The organism is Candidatus Accumulibacter sp. ACC007 (genome assembly GCF_907163205.1).
Classification (GTDB): Bacteria; Pseudomonadota; Gammaproteobacteria; order Burkholderiales; family Rhodocyclaceae; genus Accumulibacter; species Accumulibacter regalis.
In genome coordinates this window covers 1-15,584 of record NZ_CAJQUD010000004.1, presented here as the reverse complement: position 1 = coordinate 15,584, position 15,584 = coordinate 1, and the positions used below count along the sequence as shown (strand labels likewise).

The 15,584-nt window shown below is 64.0% G+C and carries 17 protein-coding genes; 7 read left to right on the top strand and 10 right to left on the bottom strand.

Annotated features, from left to right (window positions below; translation table 11 throughout):
* Positions 1-89 precede the first annotated feature (89 nt).
* A complete protein-coding gene (gene rpsI / locus QZ634_RS12380) occupies positions 90-482 on the bottom strand; it encodes a 30S ribosomal protein S9 (RefSeq protein ID WP_291988769.1) in 393 nt (130 codons plus the stop codon).
* 10 nt (positions 483-492) lie between these two features.
* The gene (rplM, locus tag QZ634_RS12375; protein WP_042331563.1) at positions 493-921 is read right to left on the bottom strand and encodes a 50S ribosomal protein L13; all 429 of its coding nucleotides are present in this window, start codon (positions 919-921) and stop codon (positions 493-495) included.
* Between the two features lie 635 nt (positions 922-1,556).
* Here rplM and QZ634_RS12370 point away from each other — a divergent pair.
* On the top strand, positions 1,557-1,976 hold the full coding sequence (locus QZ634_RS12370; protein ID WP_291988767.1) for an OsmC family protein: 420 nt from the start codon (positions 1,557-1,559) through the stop codon (positions 1,974-1,976).
* 81 nt (positions 1,977-2,057) lie between these two features.
* Here the strand turns inward: QZ634_RS12370 and coq7 are convergent, their stop codons facing one another.
* From coq7 to QZ634_RS12355, 3 genes are read right to left on the bottom strand one after another with little or no spacing between them, the layout of a single operon-like run.
* On the bottom strand, positions 2,058-2,678 hold the full coding sequence (coq7, locus tag QZ634_RS12365; RefSeq protein WP_291989004.1) for a 2-polyprenyl-3-methyl-6-methoxy-1,4-benzoquinone monooxygenase: 621 nt from the start codon (positions 2,676-2,678) through the stop codon (positions 2,058-2,060).
* Positions 2,679-2,735: 57 nt separating this feature from the next.
* Complete coding sequence (locus QZ634_RS12360) at positions 2,736-3,320, bottom strand: CNP1-like family protein (protein ID WP_291988765.1); 585 nt, start codon at positions 3,318-3,320, stop codon at positions 2,736-2,738.
* Positions 3,317-3,862 carry an RNA pyrophosphohydrolase gene (locus QZ634_RS12355; protein WP_043570685.1) on the bottom strand — a complete coding sequence of 182 codons (546 nt, stop codon included), beginning with the start codon at positions 3,860-3,862 and terminating at the stop codon, positions 3,317-3,319. The genes QZ634_RS12360 and QZ634_RS12355 overlap by 4 nt, the downstream gene beginning before the upstream one ends.
* A gap of 330 nt (positions 3,863-4,192) precedes the next feature.
* Between QZ634_RS12355 and QZ634_RS12350 the strand changes: the two genes are divergently transcribed.
* A complete protein-coding gene (locus QZ634_RS12350) occupies positions 4,193-5,920 on the top strand; it encodes a proline--tRNA ligase (RefSeq protein ID WP_291988763.1) in 1,728 nt (575 codons plus the stop codon).
* A 5-nt stretch (positions 5,921-5,925) separates the two neighbouring features.
* Positions 5,926-6,528, top strand: a complete 603-nt coding sequence (locus QZ634_RS12345; RefSeq protein WP_291989002.1) for a lytic transglycosylase domain-containing protein — start codon at positions 5,926-5,928, stop codon at positions 6,526-6,528.
* A 36-nt stretch (positions 6,529-6,564) separates the two neighbouring features.
* Here QZ634_RS12345 and ffh read toward each other — a convergent pair whose 3' ends face one another.
* A complete protein-coding gene (gene ffh, locus QZ634_RS12340) occupies positions 6,565-7,920 on the bottom strand; it encodes a signal recognition particle protein (RefSeq protein ID WP_291988761.1) in 1,356 nt (451 codons plus the stop codon).
* A gap of 30 nt (positions 7,921-7,950) precedes the next feature.
* On the opposite strand from ffh, the gene ccsA reads away from it, so the two are divergent.
* The 3 genes from ccsA (at position 7,951) to QZ634_RS12325 (ending at position 10,064) form a co-directional block, all read left to right on the top strand.
* The gene (ccsA, locus tag QZ634_RS12335; RefSeq protein WP_291988759.1) at positions 7,951-8,790 is read left to right on the top strand and encodes a cytochrome c biogenesis protein CcsA; all 840 of its coding nucleotides are present in this window, start codon (positions 7,951-7,953) and stop codon (positions 8,788-8,790) included.
* 82 nt (positions 8,791-8,872) lie between these two features.
* Positions 8,873-9,256: a VOC family protein gene (locus QZ634_RS12330; RefSeq protein WP_043570673.1), complete on the top strand. Its 384-nt coding sequence runs from the start codon at positions 8,873-8,875 to the stop codon at positions 9,254-9,256.
* Between the two features lie 142 nt (positions 9,257-9,398).
* Positions 9,399-10,064, top strand: a complete 666-nt coding sequence (locus QZ634_RS12325) for an SGNH/GDSL hydrolase family protein (RefSeq protein WP_291989000.1) — start codon at positions 9,399-9,401, stop codon at positions 10,062-10,064.
* A gap of 30 nt (positions 10,065-10,094) precedes the next feature.
* Here QZ634_RS12325 and QZ634_RS12320 read toward each other — a convergent pair whose 3' ends face one another.
* The gene (locus QZ634_RS12320) at positions 10,095-10,574 is read right to left on the bottom strand and encodes an OsmC family protein (RefSeq protein ID WP_043570761.1); all 480 of its coding nucleotides are present in this window, start codon (positions 10,572-10,574) and stop codon (positions 10,095-10,097) included.
* A gap of 169 nt (positions 10,575-10,743) precedes the next feature.
* On the opposite strand from QZ634_RS12320, the gene QZ634_RS12315 reads away from it, so the two are divergent.
* Positions 10,744-11,469 (top strand): SDR family oxidoreductase, encoded by a 726-nt coding sequence (locus tag QZ634_RS12315; RefSeq protein ID WP_291988757.1) that lies wholly within the window; start codon positions 10,744-10,746, stop codon positions 11,467-11,469.
* 137 nt (positions 11,470-11,606) lie between these two features.
* Here QZ634_RS12315 and QZ634_RS12310 read toward each other — a convergent pair whose 3' ends face one another.
* The 3 genes from QZ634_RS12310 to QZ634_RS12300 form a co-directional block, all read right to left on the bottom strand.
* Positions 11,607-12,956: a phospholipase D-like domain-containing protein gene (locus QZ634_RS12310; RefSeq protein ID WP_291988755.1), complete on the bottom strand. Its 1,350-nt coding sequence runs from the start codon at positions 12,954-12,956 to the stop codon at positions 11,607-11,609.
* A gap of 232 nt (positions 12,957-13,188) precedes the next feature.
* A complete protein-coding gene (locus tag QZ634_RS12305; RefSeq protein ID WP_291988753.1) occupies positions 13,189-14,082 on the bottom strand; it encodes a universal stress protein in 894 nt (297 codons plus the stop codon).
* A 13-nt stretch (positions 14,083-14,095) separates the two neighbouring features.
* On the bottom strand, positions 14,096-15,571 hold the full coding sequence (locus QZ634_RS12300) for a SulP family inorganic anion transporter (protein WP_291988751.1): 1,476 nt from the start codon (positions 15,569-15,571) through the stop codon (positions 14,096-14,098).
* Positions 15,572-15,584 lie beyond the last annotated feature (13 nt).

Here is a 15,584-nt window from a genome sequence, read left to right as displayed (position 1 = left end):
CATAGTCCCGAGCTCCCCAAAACACAAAAGCCGCCCTGAGGCGGCTTTTGGCTGGGCAATAGTTCGCAGCCGATTCGTGACCTGGCGCCTTATCGTTTCGAGAACTGCTTGCGCCGACGGGCCTTGTGGAAGCCGACTTTCTTGCGCTCGACTTCACGTGCATCGCGAGTGACGAAGCCAGCCTTGGAAAGTGCCGGCTTGAGCTCGCTGTCGTAGGCGATCAGGGCGCGGGTGATTCCGTGCCGCACCGCCCCAGCCTGTCCGGATTCGCCACCGCCGCCGACGTTGACCAGAATGTCGAAGTCCGGCAGTTGCTCGATGAGCTGCAGCGGCTGGCGAACAATCATTCGGCCAGTAACGCGCGTGAAGAACTCATCGACCGGCTTGCCGTTGACAACGAAGCTCCCGCTGCCGCGCTTCATGAATACGCGCGCTACGGCGCTTTTTCGGCGACCGGTGCCATAGAAATAGTTATCAGCCATTTGTGACCCCTTAGAGTTCCAGAACCTTGGGCTGCTGGGCAGCGTGCGGATGGGTTGTGCCGGCGTAGCACTTCATTTTCTTGAGCATGGCGTAGCCGAGCGGCCCCTTGGGGAGCATGCCCTTGACAGCCTGTTCAAGGACGCGGCCCGGGAAGCGCTGCTGCATCTTGCTGAAGTTCGTCTCGTAGAGACCGCCAGGGTAGCCCGAGTGGCGATAGTACTTCTTGTCTTCGGCCTTGTTGCCGGTCACGCGCAGCTTCTCGACATTGGTGACGACGATGTAGTCGCCGGTGTCGACGTGCGGGGTGAACTCGGGCTTGTGCTTGCCGCGCAGGCGACGAGCAATTTCGGTTGCAAGGCGACCCAACACCTTGTCCGTGGCATCAACCACAAGCCACTCGCGTGTCACTTCATGCGACTTGGCGGAGAAAGTCTTCATCAAAAACGCCGTCCTTATTTGCCTGATCACGGAAAGCCCAGCATCTTAGGGTAACTGTACAGTGGGTGTCAATCGATCTTTGGTCGCAGCAGACAATAAATGCGTTTGCCGCGGGCGGCTGCGCACGCGTTGTGCGGGCAGTGAGCCCGGCCACTGCTCGTTGCCATCATTGACGGTCAATCGCAGACAAAAAAAAGCGCGGCTCGTTGGAGCCGCGCTAAATCCACACCAAAGGAGGAGGGTGGAGGAGACAACCGAAAAAACAAAAAAGGCCGATCAGCAAGGTGCTTACTGCTTACGTTGAAAGCATTATGGCTCGCCCGAGTGTAAAGGTCAAGTATTATTTGTGCGCTGCGCCATGTTTTTCCGCAAATCTAGAACGAAAGGCGAGTAGGCTACTACAATAGACATTAATACAATGTGCTAGGATGTTTTGGGTGCATGCGTTACACAATGTGCAATTCAATTAAACCTTTTTTTAACGATGGTTTTTGGCGGGAATGCTGCGACGCAGCATTGGTGCGGGCTGCCGGCTCTACGGGCCTTGCGGCTACAATAGGGGGCGGGCGCAGGTCTTTGCGGTCGGGGTCTGACACCTTGTCATGCCCGCCGGGGAAAAGAGGGGAGGGAAGGGCATGGACTGTAAGGTGAAGTGGACCGGCGACGGGATGTCGTTCATCGCAGAAACGGGGACCAATCACACGGTCGTCATGGACGGGGCGATCGAGGCTGGGGGCCGCAACCTGGCGCCACGTCCGATGGAGCTGATGCTTGCTGGCGCCGGTGGTTGCGCGGCCTTCGATGTCGTCCTGATTCTCAAGAAAGGGCGGCATGCGGTTAAAGGCGTCGAGGTCAGCTTGCAGGCAGAGCGCGCAGTCGTCGAGCCGCGGGTATTTACACGCATTCATTTCCACTTTCGCGTCACCGGGAAGCAGCTCAAGCCGGAGGCGGTGGCGCGTGCCATCGAGTTGTCGAAGGACAAGTACTGCTCGGCGACCAGCATGCTCAGCAAGACCGCGGAGATCACGCACGATTTCGAAATCGTCGACGAGTGAAGTGGGGTGGAGGCTGCGTCCGGAAATCAGCAGTGGCTGCCGGCCTGCGCGCCTCGATTGGCGTGCGCCGCGGCGTCCAGCCTAGACGTAGTAGGCGGTGCCCGTCATCGTGCGCGATACCAGGCGCATCGCCAGCCTGGCGCCGGCCGGCAATTCGCGAGCGCCCAGGCGCACGGCGGTCGCGGCGTGTGAAATCTCGTCCAGGCGCATTTGCTCGACAATCGCGCGTGACTTGAGGTCCTGCCATGGTAGATCGCCGAGATGTTGGTCGAGGTGTGCCTCGACCTGTCTCTCGGTCTCGGCAAGAAAACCCAGGCTCCACGTATCGCCCAGTTTGCCCGCTCCAAGTCCGATGGACAGGGCGCCGAGGTACCAGAGTGGGTTCAACAGGCTGGTCCGCCCACGCAGTTCAGCGAGGCGGCGCTCGGTCCAGGCCAGGTGTTCTGTTTCTTCATGCGCGGCTTGCTGCAGCGCCTGCCTGACTTGCGGATCGCTGCAACTCAACGCCTGCCCCTGGTAGAGTGCCTGCGCGCAGACCTCGCCGACATGGTTGATTCGCATCAGGGCCGCGGCGTGCGCCCGCTCCTTGTCCGACAACTCCGCTTCCGGCTGCTCGCTGCCGGGAACCTGGCGAGTGGTCGGCGCGGGCGCAAAAAGCGTCCGCAGGGCCTTGTCGAACTCGATGACGATGCGATCGGTGATCATGCGCGGCCCTTGCTGTTCCGGTGGTTGTGCGGCGAGCTCAAGAGACCAGCGACCCTACGGGCGAAGGTTGGCTCGATGGCCGCCGGAGCGGAGAATGCGGCGCGCGTCGTCGGCATCGCGCAGGCTGGTGCCGACGGTGCAGAAATACTCGCCAAACAATGCTGCGTGCTGCCGGTTGACCGTGCTTTCCTGGATCCGTAGCCACTGCTCGCTGCGTGCTTTGGACCAGGTGTCGTCGGAGCGACCAAAGCCATAGACGCGGCGCTCGCCGGTGGCACAGCGTATCGCTTCATAGCTGACGTTGCGCGCGCCGGCGGAGCTCACGATGACCAGCGTGTAGTAAACGACGCGCTCTGGGCTGACCGATAGCGACTCGCTGTCGATCATGAATTTGCTCTCCGCGGTCGCGCTGACCGTGAACGGGATCAGGTTCTCGGCCTGCGGAAACGCTGGGAACTGCACTTCGATCGCTTCTGTGCCTTGCTTTGCAGAGCCGCCACCATCGCTATCGTCGCTGGCCGAAGAGGCCGGCGGCGACAATAGAGCGGCCAGCGGCAAGAAGCAGCAGGCCAGGCACGAGAGGGATACGGCACGGCTGGGGCGCGTGCGTTGCTGCAGTTCAGGGACGGTGGATTTCATTTCTTTCCTGTCGCCTCGATCGCCAAACCCATCGCCTCAGGCGTCGTGGAACGGCGTGCCCGCCGGTGGTCGGCGTTCAGGAAGCGGGCGAGTTCGTTCAATGCCTCTTCGTAGACCCTGCGCTTGAACTCGATTACCGCGTCGAGTGACACCCAGTAATGATTCCAGCGCCAGGCATCGAACTCGGGATGGTCGCAGGCGCGCAAGGAAACGTCGCTGTCGCGCCCGATCAGCCGCAGCAGAAACCAAATTTGCTTCTGGCCTCGGTAACTGCCACGCCATTCGCGTCTTACCCAGTGCGTCGGAACGTCGTAGCGCAACCAGTCTTTGGTGCGACCAAGGATGAACACATGTTCCGGCAACAGGCCTACCTCTTCGTGCAATTCACGGTACATCGCCTGTTCCGGCGTTTCGCCCCGCTTGATGCCGCCTTGCGGAAACTGCCATGAATGCTCTCTGATACGCTTGCCCCAGAACACCTCGTTCTTGGTATTACAAAGAATGATGCCGACGTTCGGGCGATAGCCTTCACGATCAAGCATTTATGGAACCTGCAATTCTATTGATTGAGCGCATTTTTTCACACTTCCATGCCCTTGCAAAGGAGCGCATACGCTCGGCAGCGCACGCTCACCGAAGCGCGAAGTAGAGACCCTCTGCCGCCGGCGACCAGCCGCTCGGGTGGAGGTTGGCGCAATTAGATCAAAGTCATGCCCGTCAGCCAGGCGCTGGCCAGCAGAATTCCGCGCCGGCGGGGCGCTGGCCGCCCTGCCAGTGACCTGAACGGCGTGCGCTTGTGCGCGCAATAGGCGTCGCCGATCGGCTCTCTGTCGAGTAAAATCGCCGTTTCCTTCCTTTTGCAGCGGATTCTCATGCGCACTTCCCGTTTCTTCCTGGCGACACTCAAAGAGGCGCCTTCCGACGCTGAGGTGATCAGTCACCAGCTGATGGTGCGCGCCGGAATGATCAAACGCCTGGCCGGCGGGATCTACACGTGGATGCCGCTTGGCCTGCGCGTGCTGCGCAAGGTGGAGCGGATCGTGCGCGAGGAGATGGACCGCGCCGGGGCGATTGAATTGTCGATGCCGGCGGTGCAGCCGGCCGAGCTGTGGCAGGAATCCGGACGCTGGGAGAAGTACGGTCCCGAATTGCTACGCTGCAAGGACCGTCACCAGCGCGATTTCGTCATCGGTCCGACGCACGAAGAAGTGATAACCGACGTCGTGCGCAAGGACGTGAAGAGCTACCGTCAGCTGCCGCTGCACTTCTACCAGGTGCAGGTAAAGTTCCGCGACGAGATCCGGCCGCGCTTCGGAATCATGCGCGGCCGCGAATTCCTGATGAAGGATGGCTATTCGTTCCACAGCAGTTTCGCCGACCTGCAGCGCGAATACCGCAACATGTTCGAAACCTATACGCGCATCTTCACCCGCCTGGGACTGAAGTTCCGTGCCGTCGCGGCGGATACCGGTTCGATCGGCGGTACGGGATCGCACGAGTTCCACGTCCTGGCAGACTCTGGCGAGGACGCACTGGCCTATTGTCCGGATTCGGATTTTGCCGCCAACGTCGAGCTCGCCGAAGCCCTTGCCCCGGCAGCCGCGCGCCCGCCTGCTGCCGAGTCCATGCAGAAAGTTGCCACGCCGGGCCGCATCACCTGTGCCGACGTCGCCGAGTTTCTCGGCCTGCCGCTGATCCGAACGGTCAAGGTGATTGCCGTTGTTGTCGACCCGGCAGCCGAAAAGCCTGGCTCGTTGGCCATGATCCTGCTCCGTGGCGACCATAATCTGAACGAAGTGAAGGCGGCCAAGCAGCTTGGCGAGTTTCGCTTTGCGCGGGAAGACGAGATCATCGGCGCGCTGGGCTGTCAGCCCGGCTATCTCGGCCCGGTTGCCGTTGGCGAGCTGCCGATCTACGTTGATCGCAGCGTCGCGGTGATGGGCGACTTCGTTTGCGGAGCCAACGAGGCCGGGTACCACCTCACCGGCGTGAACTTTGGCCGTGACGTCGCCGAGCCGACGCTGGTCGCCGATTTCAGGAACGTCGTCGCCGGCGACCCGTCGCCTGACGGCAAAGGCCACCTGGAACTTTGCCGTGGCGTCGAGGTGGGCCATATCTTCCAGCTCCGGACCAAGTATGCCGAGGCACTCAAGTGCAGCTTTCTCGACGAGGGCGGGCAGAGCAAGATCATGGAAATGGGCTGCTACGGGATCGGCGTTACGCGTATCGTCGGGGCGGCCATCGAGCAGGGGCACGACCAACGGGGAATTTGTTTCCCCGCGGCGATCGCTCCGTTCGAGGTGTGCATCGTCCCCATGGGTTACGCGAAGAGCGCAACCGTCAAGGCCGCGGCCGATACCTTGTACGCCGAATTGAGCAATGCCGGCATCGACGTTCTGCTCGACGATCGCAACGAGCGTCCGGGCGTGATGTTTGCCGAAATGGAACTGATCGGCATTCCGCACAGGGTCGTCGTCGGCGACCGGGGTCTCGCCGAAGGCAAGCTCGAGTACAAGGGACGTGGCGACGCCGAGTCGCAGATGTTGCCGCTCGCCGAGATCGGCTCCTTCCTGAAAGCCCGGCTGTGCGCCGCGTCCTGACGCTCATTCCGCTGCTGCTGCTCGCGCTGCCGCTGCTGGCACCGTCCGCGGCACTCGCCGGGGCGCAGAAGTACGAACCGCTTTCGGCCAGCGTGCATGGCGCGCTGTCGCGATCGGTCTCCGATCGCGCGCCGCAGCACAGCTCGTTCGAGGATTCGGCGGTCGCCACCGACTGGCTCAGCGAGATGTCGGGACGCCTTGTCAAACGCATTCCCGACCGGGTGGCCCGCCAGGAATTCCTGCGTTCGGTGCATTACGAAGCGACGCGGGCGGGTCTCGACCCGCAGCTGGTCCTTGGTCTGATCCAGGTGGAAAGTGGCTTCAAGAAATACGCCGTGTCCAGCGCCGGCGCGCGCGGCTTCATGCAGGTGATGCCCTTCTGGGTCAAACTGGTCGGACGCAGCGACGACAACCTCTTCCATCTGCGCACCAATCTGCGCTACGGATGCACCATCCTTCGCCACTACCTGGACATCGAGCGCGGCGATCTCTACCGCGCGCTCGGCCGTTACAACGGCAGTCTTGGCCAGGCCGCCTACCCGAACATGGTGCGCGCAGCCTGGCAAAACCAGTGGAAGTTCACCCCGAGCGCACTGGCCCTGCGCTGATCCGGCGTTCGGATTGTCCTGGCGCCTGCACCGTCCTCAGCGCATCCCCGGCATCATCCCTTTCAGGCCACGCATGAGCTGGCCGATGCCGCCTTTCGAGAACTGCTTCATCATCTTCTGCGTCTGTTCGAACTGCTTCAGCAGGCGATTGACTTCCTGCACCTGAACGCCGGCACCGAGCGCGATGCGGCGCTTGCGCGCGGCCTTTAGCAGCTCCGGATTGACCCGCTCGGCCGGGGTCATCGAGTTGATGATGCCCTCGATTCTGGCCACCGCCTTTTCCTCGCCGCCTGCCGGCAATTGGCCCGCCGCCTGCGAAAACTGTGCCGGCAGTTTCTCCATCATCGACGACAGGCCGCCCATCTTGCGCATCTGGCTGATCTGGCCCTTGAAGTCGTTGAGGTCGAAGCCCCGGCCTGACTTGAGCTTCTTGGCGAAGTCCACCGCCTGCTGCTCGTCGATGCCCTTCTTCGCGTCTTCGATCAGCGACAGCACGTCGCCCATGCCGAGGATTCGCGACGCCATGCGCTCCGGGTGGAACGCTTCCAGGCCGGTCAGTTTCTCGCCGACGCCGGCGTACTTGATCGGCCGGCCAGTGACGTGGCGCACCGACAGTGCCGCGCCACCCCGCGCGTCACCGTCGAGCTTGGTCAGGATGATGCCGGTGAGCGGCAGCGCCTCGCTGAATGCCTTGGCCGTATTGATCGCGTCCTGACCGAGCATGGCATCGACGACGAACAGCGTTTCGATCGGCTTGACCGCCGCGTGCAGCTCGGCGATCTCCTTCATCATCGCCTCGTCGATGGCCAGGCGGCCGGCGGTGTCGACGAGCAGCACGTCGTGAAAGTGCCGTTTCGCCCAATCGAGCGCGTTGCGGGCGATGTCCACCGGCTTTTCGCTCGGAGTCGAGGGCAGAAAGTCGACCCCTGCCTGTGCAGCGACGGTCTTCAACTGCTCGATGGCCGCCGGACGATAAACGTCGCAGGAAACCACCAGCACCTTCTTCTTCTGCGTCTCGCGCAACATCTTGGCCAGCTTGCCGACGGTGGTCGTCTTGCCGGCACCCTGCAGGCCGGCCATGAGCATGACCGCCGGTGGTTGGGTGGCCATGTTCAGGCCGCTGTGCGCGTCACCCATCAGCTTGGTCAGCTCACGATGGACGACGCCGATCAGTGCCTGCCCCGGGCTCAGCGAGCCGATCACTTCCTCGCCGATCGCTTTCTCGCGGACCGCGGCGATGAGTTCCTTGATGGCCGGCAAGGCGACGTCGGCTTCGAGCAGGGCGAGGCGAACTTCGCGCAGCGCGTCACCAATATTGGCTTCGGTCAGGCGCGCTTCACCGCGCAGCGTCTTCATGACGCGGGCAAGGCGTTGGGTCAGGTTGTCGAGCATTTGGATTCCGGCTTGGTGTAAACTCAAAAAATGCCAGACATTCTACTGCAGCTTCTCCCGCACATCGTTTCATCGCTGATTTACGCGGCGATGGGCGCGCATTTCTGGCATACGCGCTGGCGTGAAAGCGACCGCCCACTGGTCACCCTGCCGATGCAGGGATGGGAGCGCGGGGTCCTCTTCGGCGCCCTCGTGATTCAGGGGTTCGGGCTTTACCAGGGGCTGTTCAGCGCCGGTGGCATGCGCTTCTCGTTCAGCTTCGCGATGTCGCTGATGCTCTGGCTGGCCGTCCTCATCTACTGGCTGGAGAGCTTCCGTTCGCGCATGGACGGTCTGCAGCCGATGGTCCTGCCGCTCGCCGCACTCGGCGCGCTGTCGCCGGCCGTGTTTCCGCAATTGCGCGTCATCGCGCATGCCGGTGCCTGGGGTTTCCAGCTCCATTTCCTGACCGCGATGCTGGCCTACAGCCTGTTTACCCTCTCCGCACTGCACGCCATCTTCATGGGTTTCGCCGAGCGCAAGCTGCATCAGCGGGCGATTACCAAGAGCTTGTCCAGCCTGCCGCCGATCCTGACCATGGAAGCGCTGCTCTTTCGCATGATCACTGTCGCCTTCCTGTTGCTGACCGTGGCGCTGGTCAGCGGTGTCATGTTCTCCGAAGCCATTTTTGGCAAGGCCATGGTCCTCGACCACAAGACCTTGTTCGCCTTCGCTTCGTGGGCCATTTTCGCCGCCCTGCTCGTCGGCCGGCGTATCTACGGCTGGCGCGGGCGCATCGCGCTGCGTTGGACGCTGGCCGGATTTCTCGTTCTGCTGCTGGCCTACATGGGCAGCCGCTTCGTCGCCGAAGTCCTGCTCCATCGCTTCTGAGCCCGTACTCATTCTCGCGTACCTGTTTTCCACCGGCAGAGCATCGCCATCCCTTTCGAATGACAAACCGAGGAGTATCCGCATGGAAAAGCCCGCAAATCCGGTTGGATGGTTCGAGATCTACGTTTCAGACATGACCCGCGCGCGCGACTTCTACACGGCGGTATTCGGGCGTGAGCTGATCGCCCTGCCCGAAATCGGTGAAGGCGGCGAAATGTACGCATTCTCGTGGGTCGAGGGCGGGGGTGGCGCTGCCGGTGCGCTGGTGCGGCACCCGATGAACGCTCCGGGAAAGGGCGGCACGATGGTCTATTTCAACTGCGACGACGCTGCCAACGAGGCCGAGCGAGCGGTCGAGGCGGGGGGCCGGGTCATCCAGCCGAAGATGGCGATCGGTGAATACGGCCATATCGCGCTGGTCCAGGATAGCGAAGGCAACATCATCGGCCTGCACTCGATGCAGTAGGCACGGTTCCCTGGCGCTCCCGCCGGCCGGATGCTGCAGAGCGGTCGTTTTGCCGGAGCGCTGTCGTCGTGCAGAGAGCTTGTCGACCGTCGCTGAAGATGGCAAGCTCCTCCCCTTCGATGAAGACCTCGAGGTGCCTGCGATGCTGCAGATTCTTCTCTATGGCGATTCCCTCTCCTGGGGGATCATTCCCGAAACGCGTCGTCGGCTGAGTTTCGACGAGCGCTGGCCGGGGGTGATGGAAAACCTGCTCAACGCGGATGGCCGCCGCGTGCGCGTCATCGAGGACTGCCTCAACGGTCGTCGGACCGTCTGGGACGATCCCTTCAAGCCCGGTCGCAAGGGCATCGACGGCCTCGCTCAGCGCATCGAGATCCACTCGCCGCTGGCGCTGGTGATCCTGATGCTGGGCAGCAACGATTTCCAGTTGATTCACCCGCACAACGCCTGGCACTCGGCGCAGGGCCTCGCTGCCCTGGTCAACGCCATCCGTCAGGCGCCGATCGAGCCCGCTATGCCGGTGCCGCCGATCCTGCTCGTCGCGCCGCCGCCGCAGGAGGAACCGCGCGGAACGATCGCGCCGAAGTTCGTCGGCGGCGAGCGCAAGTGCATCGGACTCGCCGCCGCCTGCCGCGAGGTCGCCGACACGCTTGGCTGTCCCTACTTCGACGCCGGCACGGTGGCAGCAGTCAGTCAACTCGACGGCGTGCATCTCGACGCCGACCAGCACGCCCGCCTGGGGGCCGCGCTGGCGAAAGTGGTGGAGGGGCTGTTGCCCGAAGCGCTGATCGGCGTCCGGCCGGGGTAGCGCTCCTGAAACGGCCGGGCTGCCGGCAGCTCAGTCGGGTGATGTGGCAAAAACCGGTTCGCAACGCACTTCGGATTTCACCGAGTTGGCGATGAAGCACTCCGCGTGCGCCTGCTGGTGCATCTGCATCACGTCTTCGCGCCCAGGCGCGCGATTGCCCGCGAACGCCACCTCCGGTTTGAGCGTGACGACGGTGATTGCCAGCTTGCCGTCGCTGTTTTTCGCCATCACGCCGACCGGGCTGTCGGCGTAGCGGTCGACGCAGAAACCACGCCGGGCGGCGATGGAAAGGAACCACAGCATGTGGCAACTGGCCAGCGAAGCGACAAAAGCCTCTTCCGGATCCACGGCTGCCGGATCGGACATGGGTACCGGAACGACGTGCGGCGACGACGAAGCAGGAATTTCGAGGCCGCCATCGAAGCGCAGCAGGTGGCGGCGGCTGTAGCGGTTGGCGAGGAAATCCTGCTCGCCACGAAGCCAGAGAAGCTGTGCGCAGTACTCGGCCATGGTCAGTCTCCCCGGAGCGGGGTTGATCGGGAACGGCAAGTAATAGCACAGCTGCTGCGTGGCGTGGAAGCCGCGAGTGGCGCGGCGGGTGGCGCCGCCGCTCTTTTCGCACAGCGTGCCTGCCGCCATAATTGCCGGCGTGCAATCACCATTCGCAGAGGAAACCGACATGAAAGCCATCGTTACCGGACACAGTCGCGGCCTCGGCGCGGCGATTGCGGAAACCCTGCTGGCACGCGGCATTGCCGTGCTCGGCCTGGCTCGGCACGGCAACGCCGGGCTGGCGGCGGCCTGCCCACAGTTGTTCCACGAGCGGGCCATCGACCTGAGCGACGTCGCAGCGCTGCAATCCTGGCTTGGCGGTGACGACTTGCGACTATTTCTTGCCGGCTGCACGTCGATCCTGCTGATCAACAACGCCGGCACGGTGCAACCCGTCGGCGCGGTCGGCAGCGCGGATAACGCGGCGATCGCCAGTGCCCTGAACATCAACGTCGCCACCCCGCTGATCCTGGCCAATGCCGTCATCGCGGTCGCAGCGGAAGTCCCCGAAAAGCGCATCCTGCACGTTTCCAGCGGCGCTGCGCGCAGCCCCTACCCCGGCTGGAGCGTCTACTGTGCGAGCAAGGCGGCTCTCGACCAGCACGCGCGTTCGGTGGCCCTCGACCGGGTGCCGGGCGTGCGCATCGCCAGCGTCGCGCCCGGGGTCATCGATACCGAGATGCAGGCCGAAATCCGCGCCACGCCGCTGGCCCGCTTTCCCGTGCGCGGCAAGTTCGAGGCCCTGCAGCGCAACGGCCAGCTTGCCGACGCCGGCGAGTGCGCCGGGCGTCTGGTGGCGTATCTGCTGGACGACGGCTTTGGCGCCGAGCCGGTGACCGACCTTCGCGATTAGCTTCGCGCGCAGCGGATGTCGGCCATGCGAAGAGCAGGGGGCGGCGAGCGAGGTCAACGCCCTGGCCAATGGCTGGACGGGCACGCCCATTCTGACGCAGGCCTTGAAGCGGTGGCCGCCGAGCGTGCCCGCCGCAGCTAGACTTCGAGCAGGCGAAACTCTTCGCTCCGGGCAAAGCTGAGGACATCGCCAGGACGCAGCCACTTCTCGCCCGCGATCCGCTCACCGTTGACGAAGGTGCCGTTGCCGCTGTCGAGGTCGGTCAGCGTGCAGATGCCCGCATCCAGCTCCATGCGGGCGTGATATCGGCTGACCGAGGGGTCCCTGATCACCAGATCGTTCTCCTCCGCCCGTCCGATGCTCGTCGTCCCGTCGTTGATGACGTGGCGCAGCAGCGTGTTGCTGCGCGAGATCAGCACCAGGCCCGGCGCGGGCGGTTGGGCAGGCTCCGGGCGCGCTGGCGGAAACGCCCGCAGTACCTGCGTTGTCACGTTGTCGGAGCGGGGCGCCGCCCGGCGTTCCCAGTCGCTTTCGAAGACCGCGTTCAGGCGCTGCAGGACCTCGCCATCGTCAACCGTGATCGACAGTTCGCGGCGGCGATCAAGACTCTCCGTGCGCAGGTTCATGCTGCCGATGACCGCCGTGGCGCCGTCGATGATCGTGCACTTGGCGTGCAGCCGGTAGCGTGCAACGGCGCGAAAGGCGATCTCTGCCGGCAGCCTGCTGGTGTGCCGTTCGTCGCCGAGGACGCGAACCGGGATACCGCTGCGCGCTTTCTTCACGAGCAGGGCGACAATGGCCGGATCCTGCAGCTTGGCGTCGGTGATCTGAATCGAGCTCGTCGCAGCGGCGAGCAGGTCGGTCATCTTCTGCCGGCTGTTGAACGGACTGACCAGCAGGGGCGATTCATGGTCGGCGGCGAAAGGCCGGTCGTGCCAGTCGGCGTCGAACAAACGGTTGATCTCGCCGGCGATGGCCGGGCTGAAGACCTCGATGCCAAAGTCGCGCGCGTAGTGCAGGTTTTCGCGTGTCGGGTTGAAGGTGAATACGAAGGCCTCCTTGTCGTCCACCGTCATCATCTTGTAGTGGTAGCGTGCGCGCTTGCTGTCGCCAGCGGGTTCTCGGGTGGCGATACCCGCCTCGGTGGCTTCCTTGACCAGCTTGTGGTTCTGCTCTCGCCAGCCGCGGGCGCTGCTGGAGATCAGCACGCGAATGCGGACATCCCGCTGGCGGGCCTCGATGAGTGCGCGCTGGATGATCGGGTCGTCCATGCGGAAGACGGTCAGGTTGATCGTGTGATCGGCATGGTCGATCGCCCGAACGATCGGGAAGAAACTGTCACCGGGTTGCACGATGAGCGAAATCTTCTGGTGCATCGCGAGGATCCTGTGGTCGTCGACGCCGGTCGGGCCAGCGGGCTGGCTTGGCGCAGCCACGGCGAGCCTTGCCGGCCCGCGCCGCCAGCGAGCCAGTTCGGCAGGCAGCATGGAGCGCGGGCCTTCGCCAGTGGTGATGCCGTGGCCGGAAATGAAGTGTGACGGGGTGCAGCGTCGCTGGGCTTGCCGTGTCAGGCTGATTCTAATCCTATTAGTGTCGCCCGCCCGCCGGCTCTCGGCACAGGCGCCCCAATGCAGTCACCTGACGGGATCGCGAGCGGCCAGGTTTGACGCCGCGACAGAGGTCCCCGTTGCCGCCGCCTCGGTCGAACGCCGCGGGAGGTCAGCGCAGCAACAGGGTCGGGATGGTGGCCGAGCGCAGCAGGTCAGAGGTCTTGCTGCCGAAGAGCAGGCTGCGCAGCGGCGAATGCGAATAGGCGCCCATGATCAGCAGATCGATCGACTGCTCGCGAACCGTTCTGGCAATGACGCTTTCCGCGTCGCCGGGAATCAAGCTGGTCGGCACGGAAAAGCCGGCCGCGGACAGGGTGGTGGCGGCCCATTCGAGTTGCTTGCACGCCTCCCGGCTTTCCTTGCCGGACATCAGCAGGTGCACCGGAAGATCACGAAAAAGCGGGCTGGCGGCGACCATCTCGACGCCGCGGCGGGTGACGATGCCGCCGTCGAAGGCGATCATCACCCGCCGCGGTTCCTGGAAGTCGGCGGTGACGGTGAGGATCGGTTTGTGCAGCGCGCGCACGACGCGCTCGACGTTGCGGCCGATAGCGCGGCCGATAGCGCGGCCACTGTCGCGCTGGCCGTGCTCGGCCGCTTCCCCGCGCCGACCGAGGACGATCATGGACACGCCGCTTTCCTGTTCGGCCAGCGTCTCCGCCAGTTCGCCATGCCGCTGGCGGACGTCGACCGAGTGGCCACCGGCGGCGATGGCGCGTTCACGCAGGCGATTGAGGAAGATGCGGCCCTGCTCGCGAGCGGCCTTGGTGCGCAGTTCGTCCTCGCTCGAGAGGCGGCTGAGCAGTTTCTCCTGCGCATCGACGCCGATTGCCCCGCTGTGGTCGTCGCCAGAACCGATCTCCGGATGATGGTCGATGACGTGCAGGAACTCGAGCGGTGCCGCCAGCCGGCGCGCGGCCCAGGCCGCGTAGTCGGCCACATGGTCGGAAAAGTGCGATTGATCGACGCAGGCCATCACCTTGTCTTGCCGGTTGCTGTTCATTTCGGATTCCCTCTCAATGGCCCATCAGCTGCTCGACGGCATCCGGTTTGTCGTGCACCGCGAAGCGGTCGACCATCGTGCTGCTCGCTTCGTTGAGGCCGATGACTTCGACTTCCGTCGCCTCGCGGCGAAATTTGACGACCACCTTGTCGAGCGCGCTGATCGCGGTGATGTCCCAGAAGTGGGCGCGGCTGACGTCGATGCGCACCTTCTCGATCACTTCCCGGAAGTCGAAGGCGTTGACGAAGCGCTCGGCCGAGGCGAAGAACACCTGCCCGGTCACCTTGTACGTGCGCACGCGCCCCTCGTCCTCGGACATCGATCCGATGTGCAGGATCTTGCCGACCTTGTGCGCGAAGAAGAAGCCGGAGAGCAGCACGCCCACCAGCACCCCCTTGGCCAGGTCGTGCGTGGCGACGACCACGATCACCGTCGCCAGCATGACCACGCTGGAGCTTTTCGGGTGCGCGCGCAGGTCGCGCACCGACGCCCAGTTGAAGGTGCCGATCGAAACCATGATCATGACCGCGACCAGCGCGGCCATCGGAATGCGCGCCACCCAGTCACCGGCGAAGACCACCATCAGCAGCAGGAAGACGCCCGCCGCCAGGGTGGAAAGGCGGCCGCGCCCGCCGGATTTCACGTTGATCACCGACTGGCCGATCATCGCGCAGCCGGCCATGCCGCCGAGGAAGCCGCAGGTGATGTTGGCCACGCCCTGGCCGACGCATTCGCGATTCTTGTCGCTGCCGGTGTCGGTGAGTTCGTCTACAATCGACGCCGTCATCATCGATTCGAGCAGGCCGACCACCGCCAGCGTCGCCGATACCGGGAAGATGATGCGCAGGGTTTCAAGATTCAGCGGCACGTCCGGCAGGAGGAAGATCGGCAGGCTGTCGGGCAACTCGCCCATGTCGCCAACCGTGCGGATGTCGAGGCCCAGGCCCAGCGCAAGCGCGGTCAGGGCGACAATCGCCACCAGCGGCGATGGCACCGCCCGGCTCAGGTAGGGGAACAGGTAGATGATCGCCAGGCCTGCCGCGACCATCGCATAGACCACCCAGCTGACGCCGACCAGTTCGGGAAACTGGGCCATGAAGATCAGGATCGCCAGCGCGTTCACAAAACCGGTGATCACCGAGCGCGACACGAAACGCATCAGCGCACCGAGCCTGAGCCAGCCGGCGACGATCTGCAGCACGCCGGTGAGTATCGTCGCGGCGAGCAGGTATTGCAGGCCGTAGTCCTTGACCAGCGTGACCATCAGCAGCGCCATGGCGCCGGTGGCGGCAGAAATCATTCCCGGGCGACCGCCGGCGAAGGCCATCACCGTGGCGATGCGGAACGACGCGTACAGCCCGACCCTCGGGTCTACGCCGGCGATGATCGAGAAGGCAATCGCTTCGGGAATCAGCGCCAGCGCGACCACCAGGCCGGCGAGCAGATCGTTGCGGACGTTGGCAAGCCAGTCCTGGTGTAAGGATTTCATGGTTTTCCTGTCG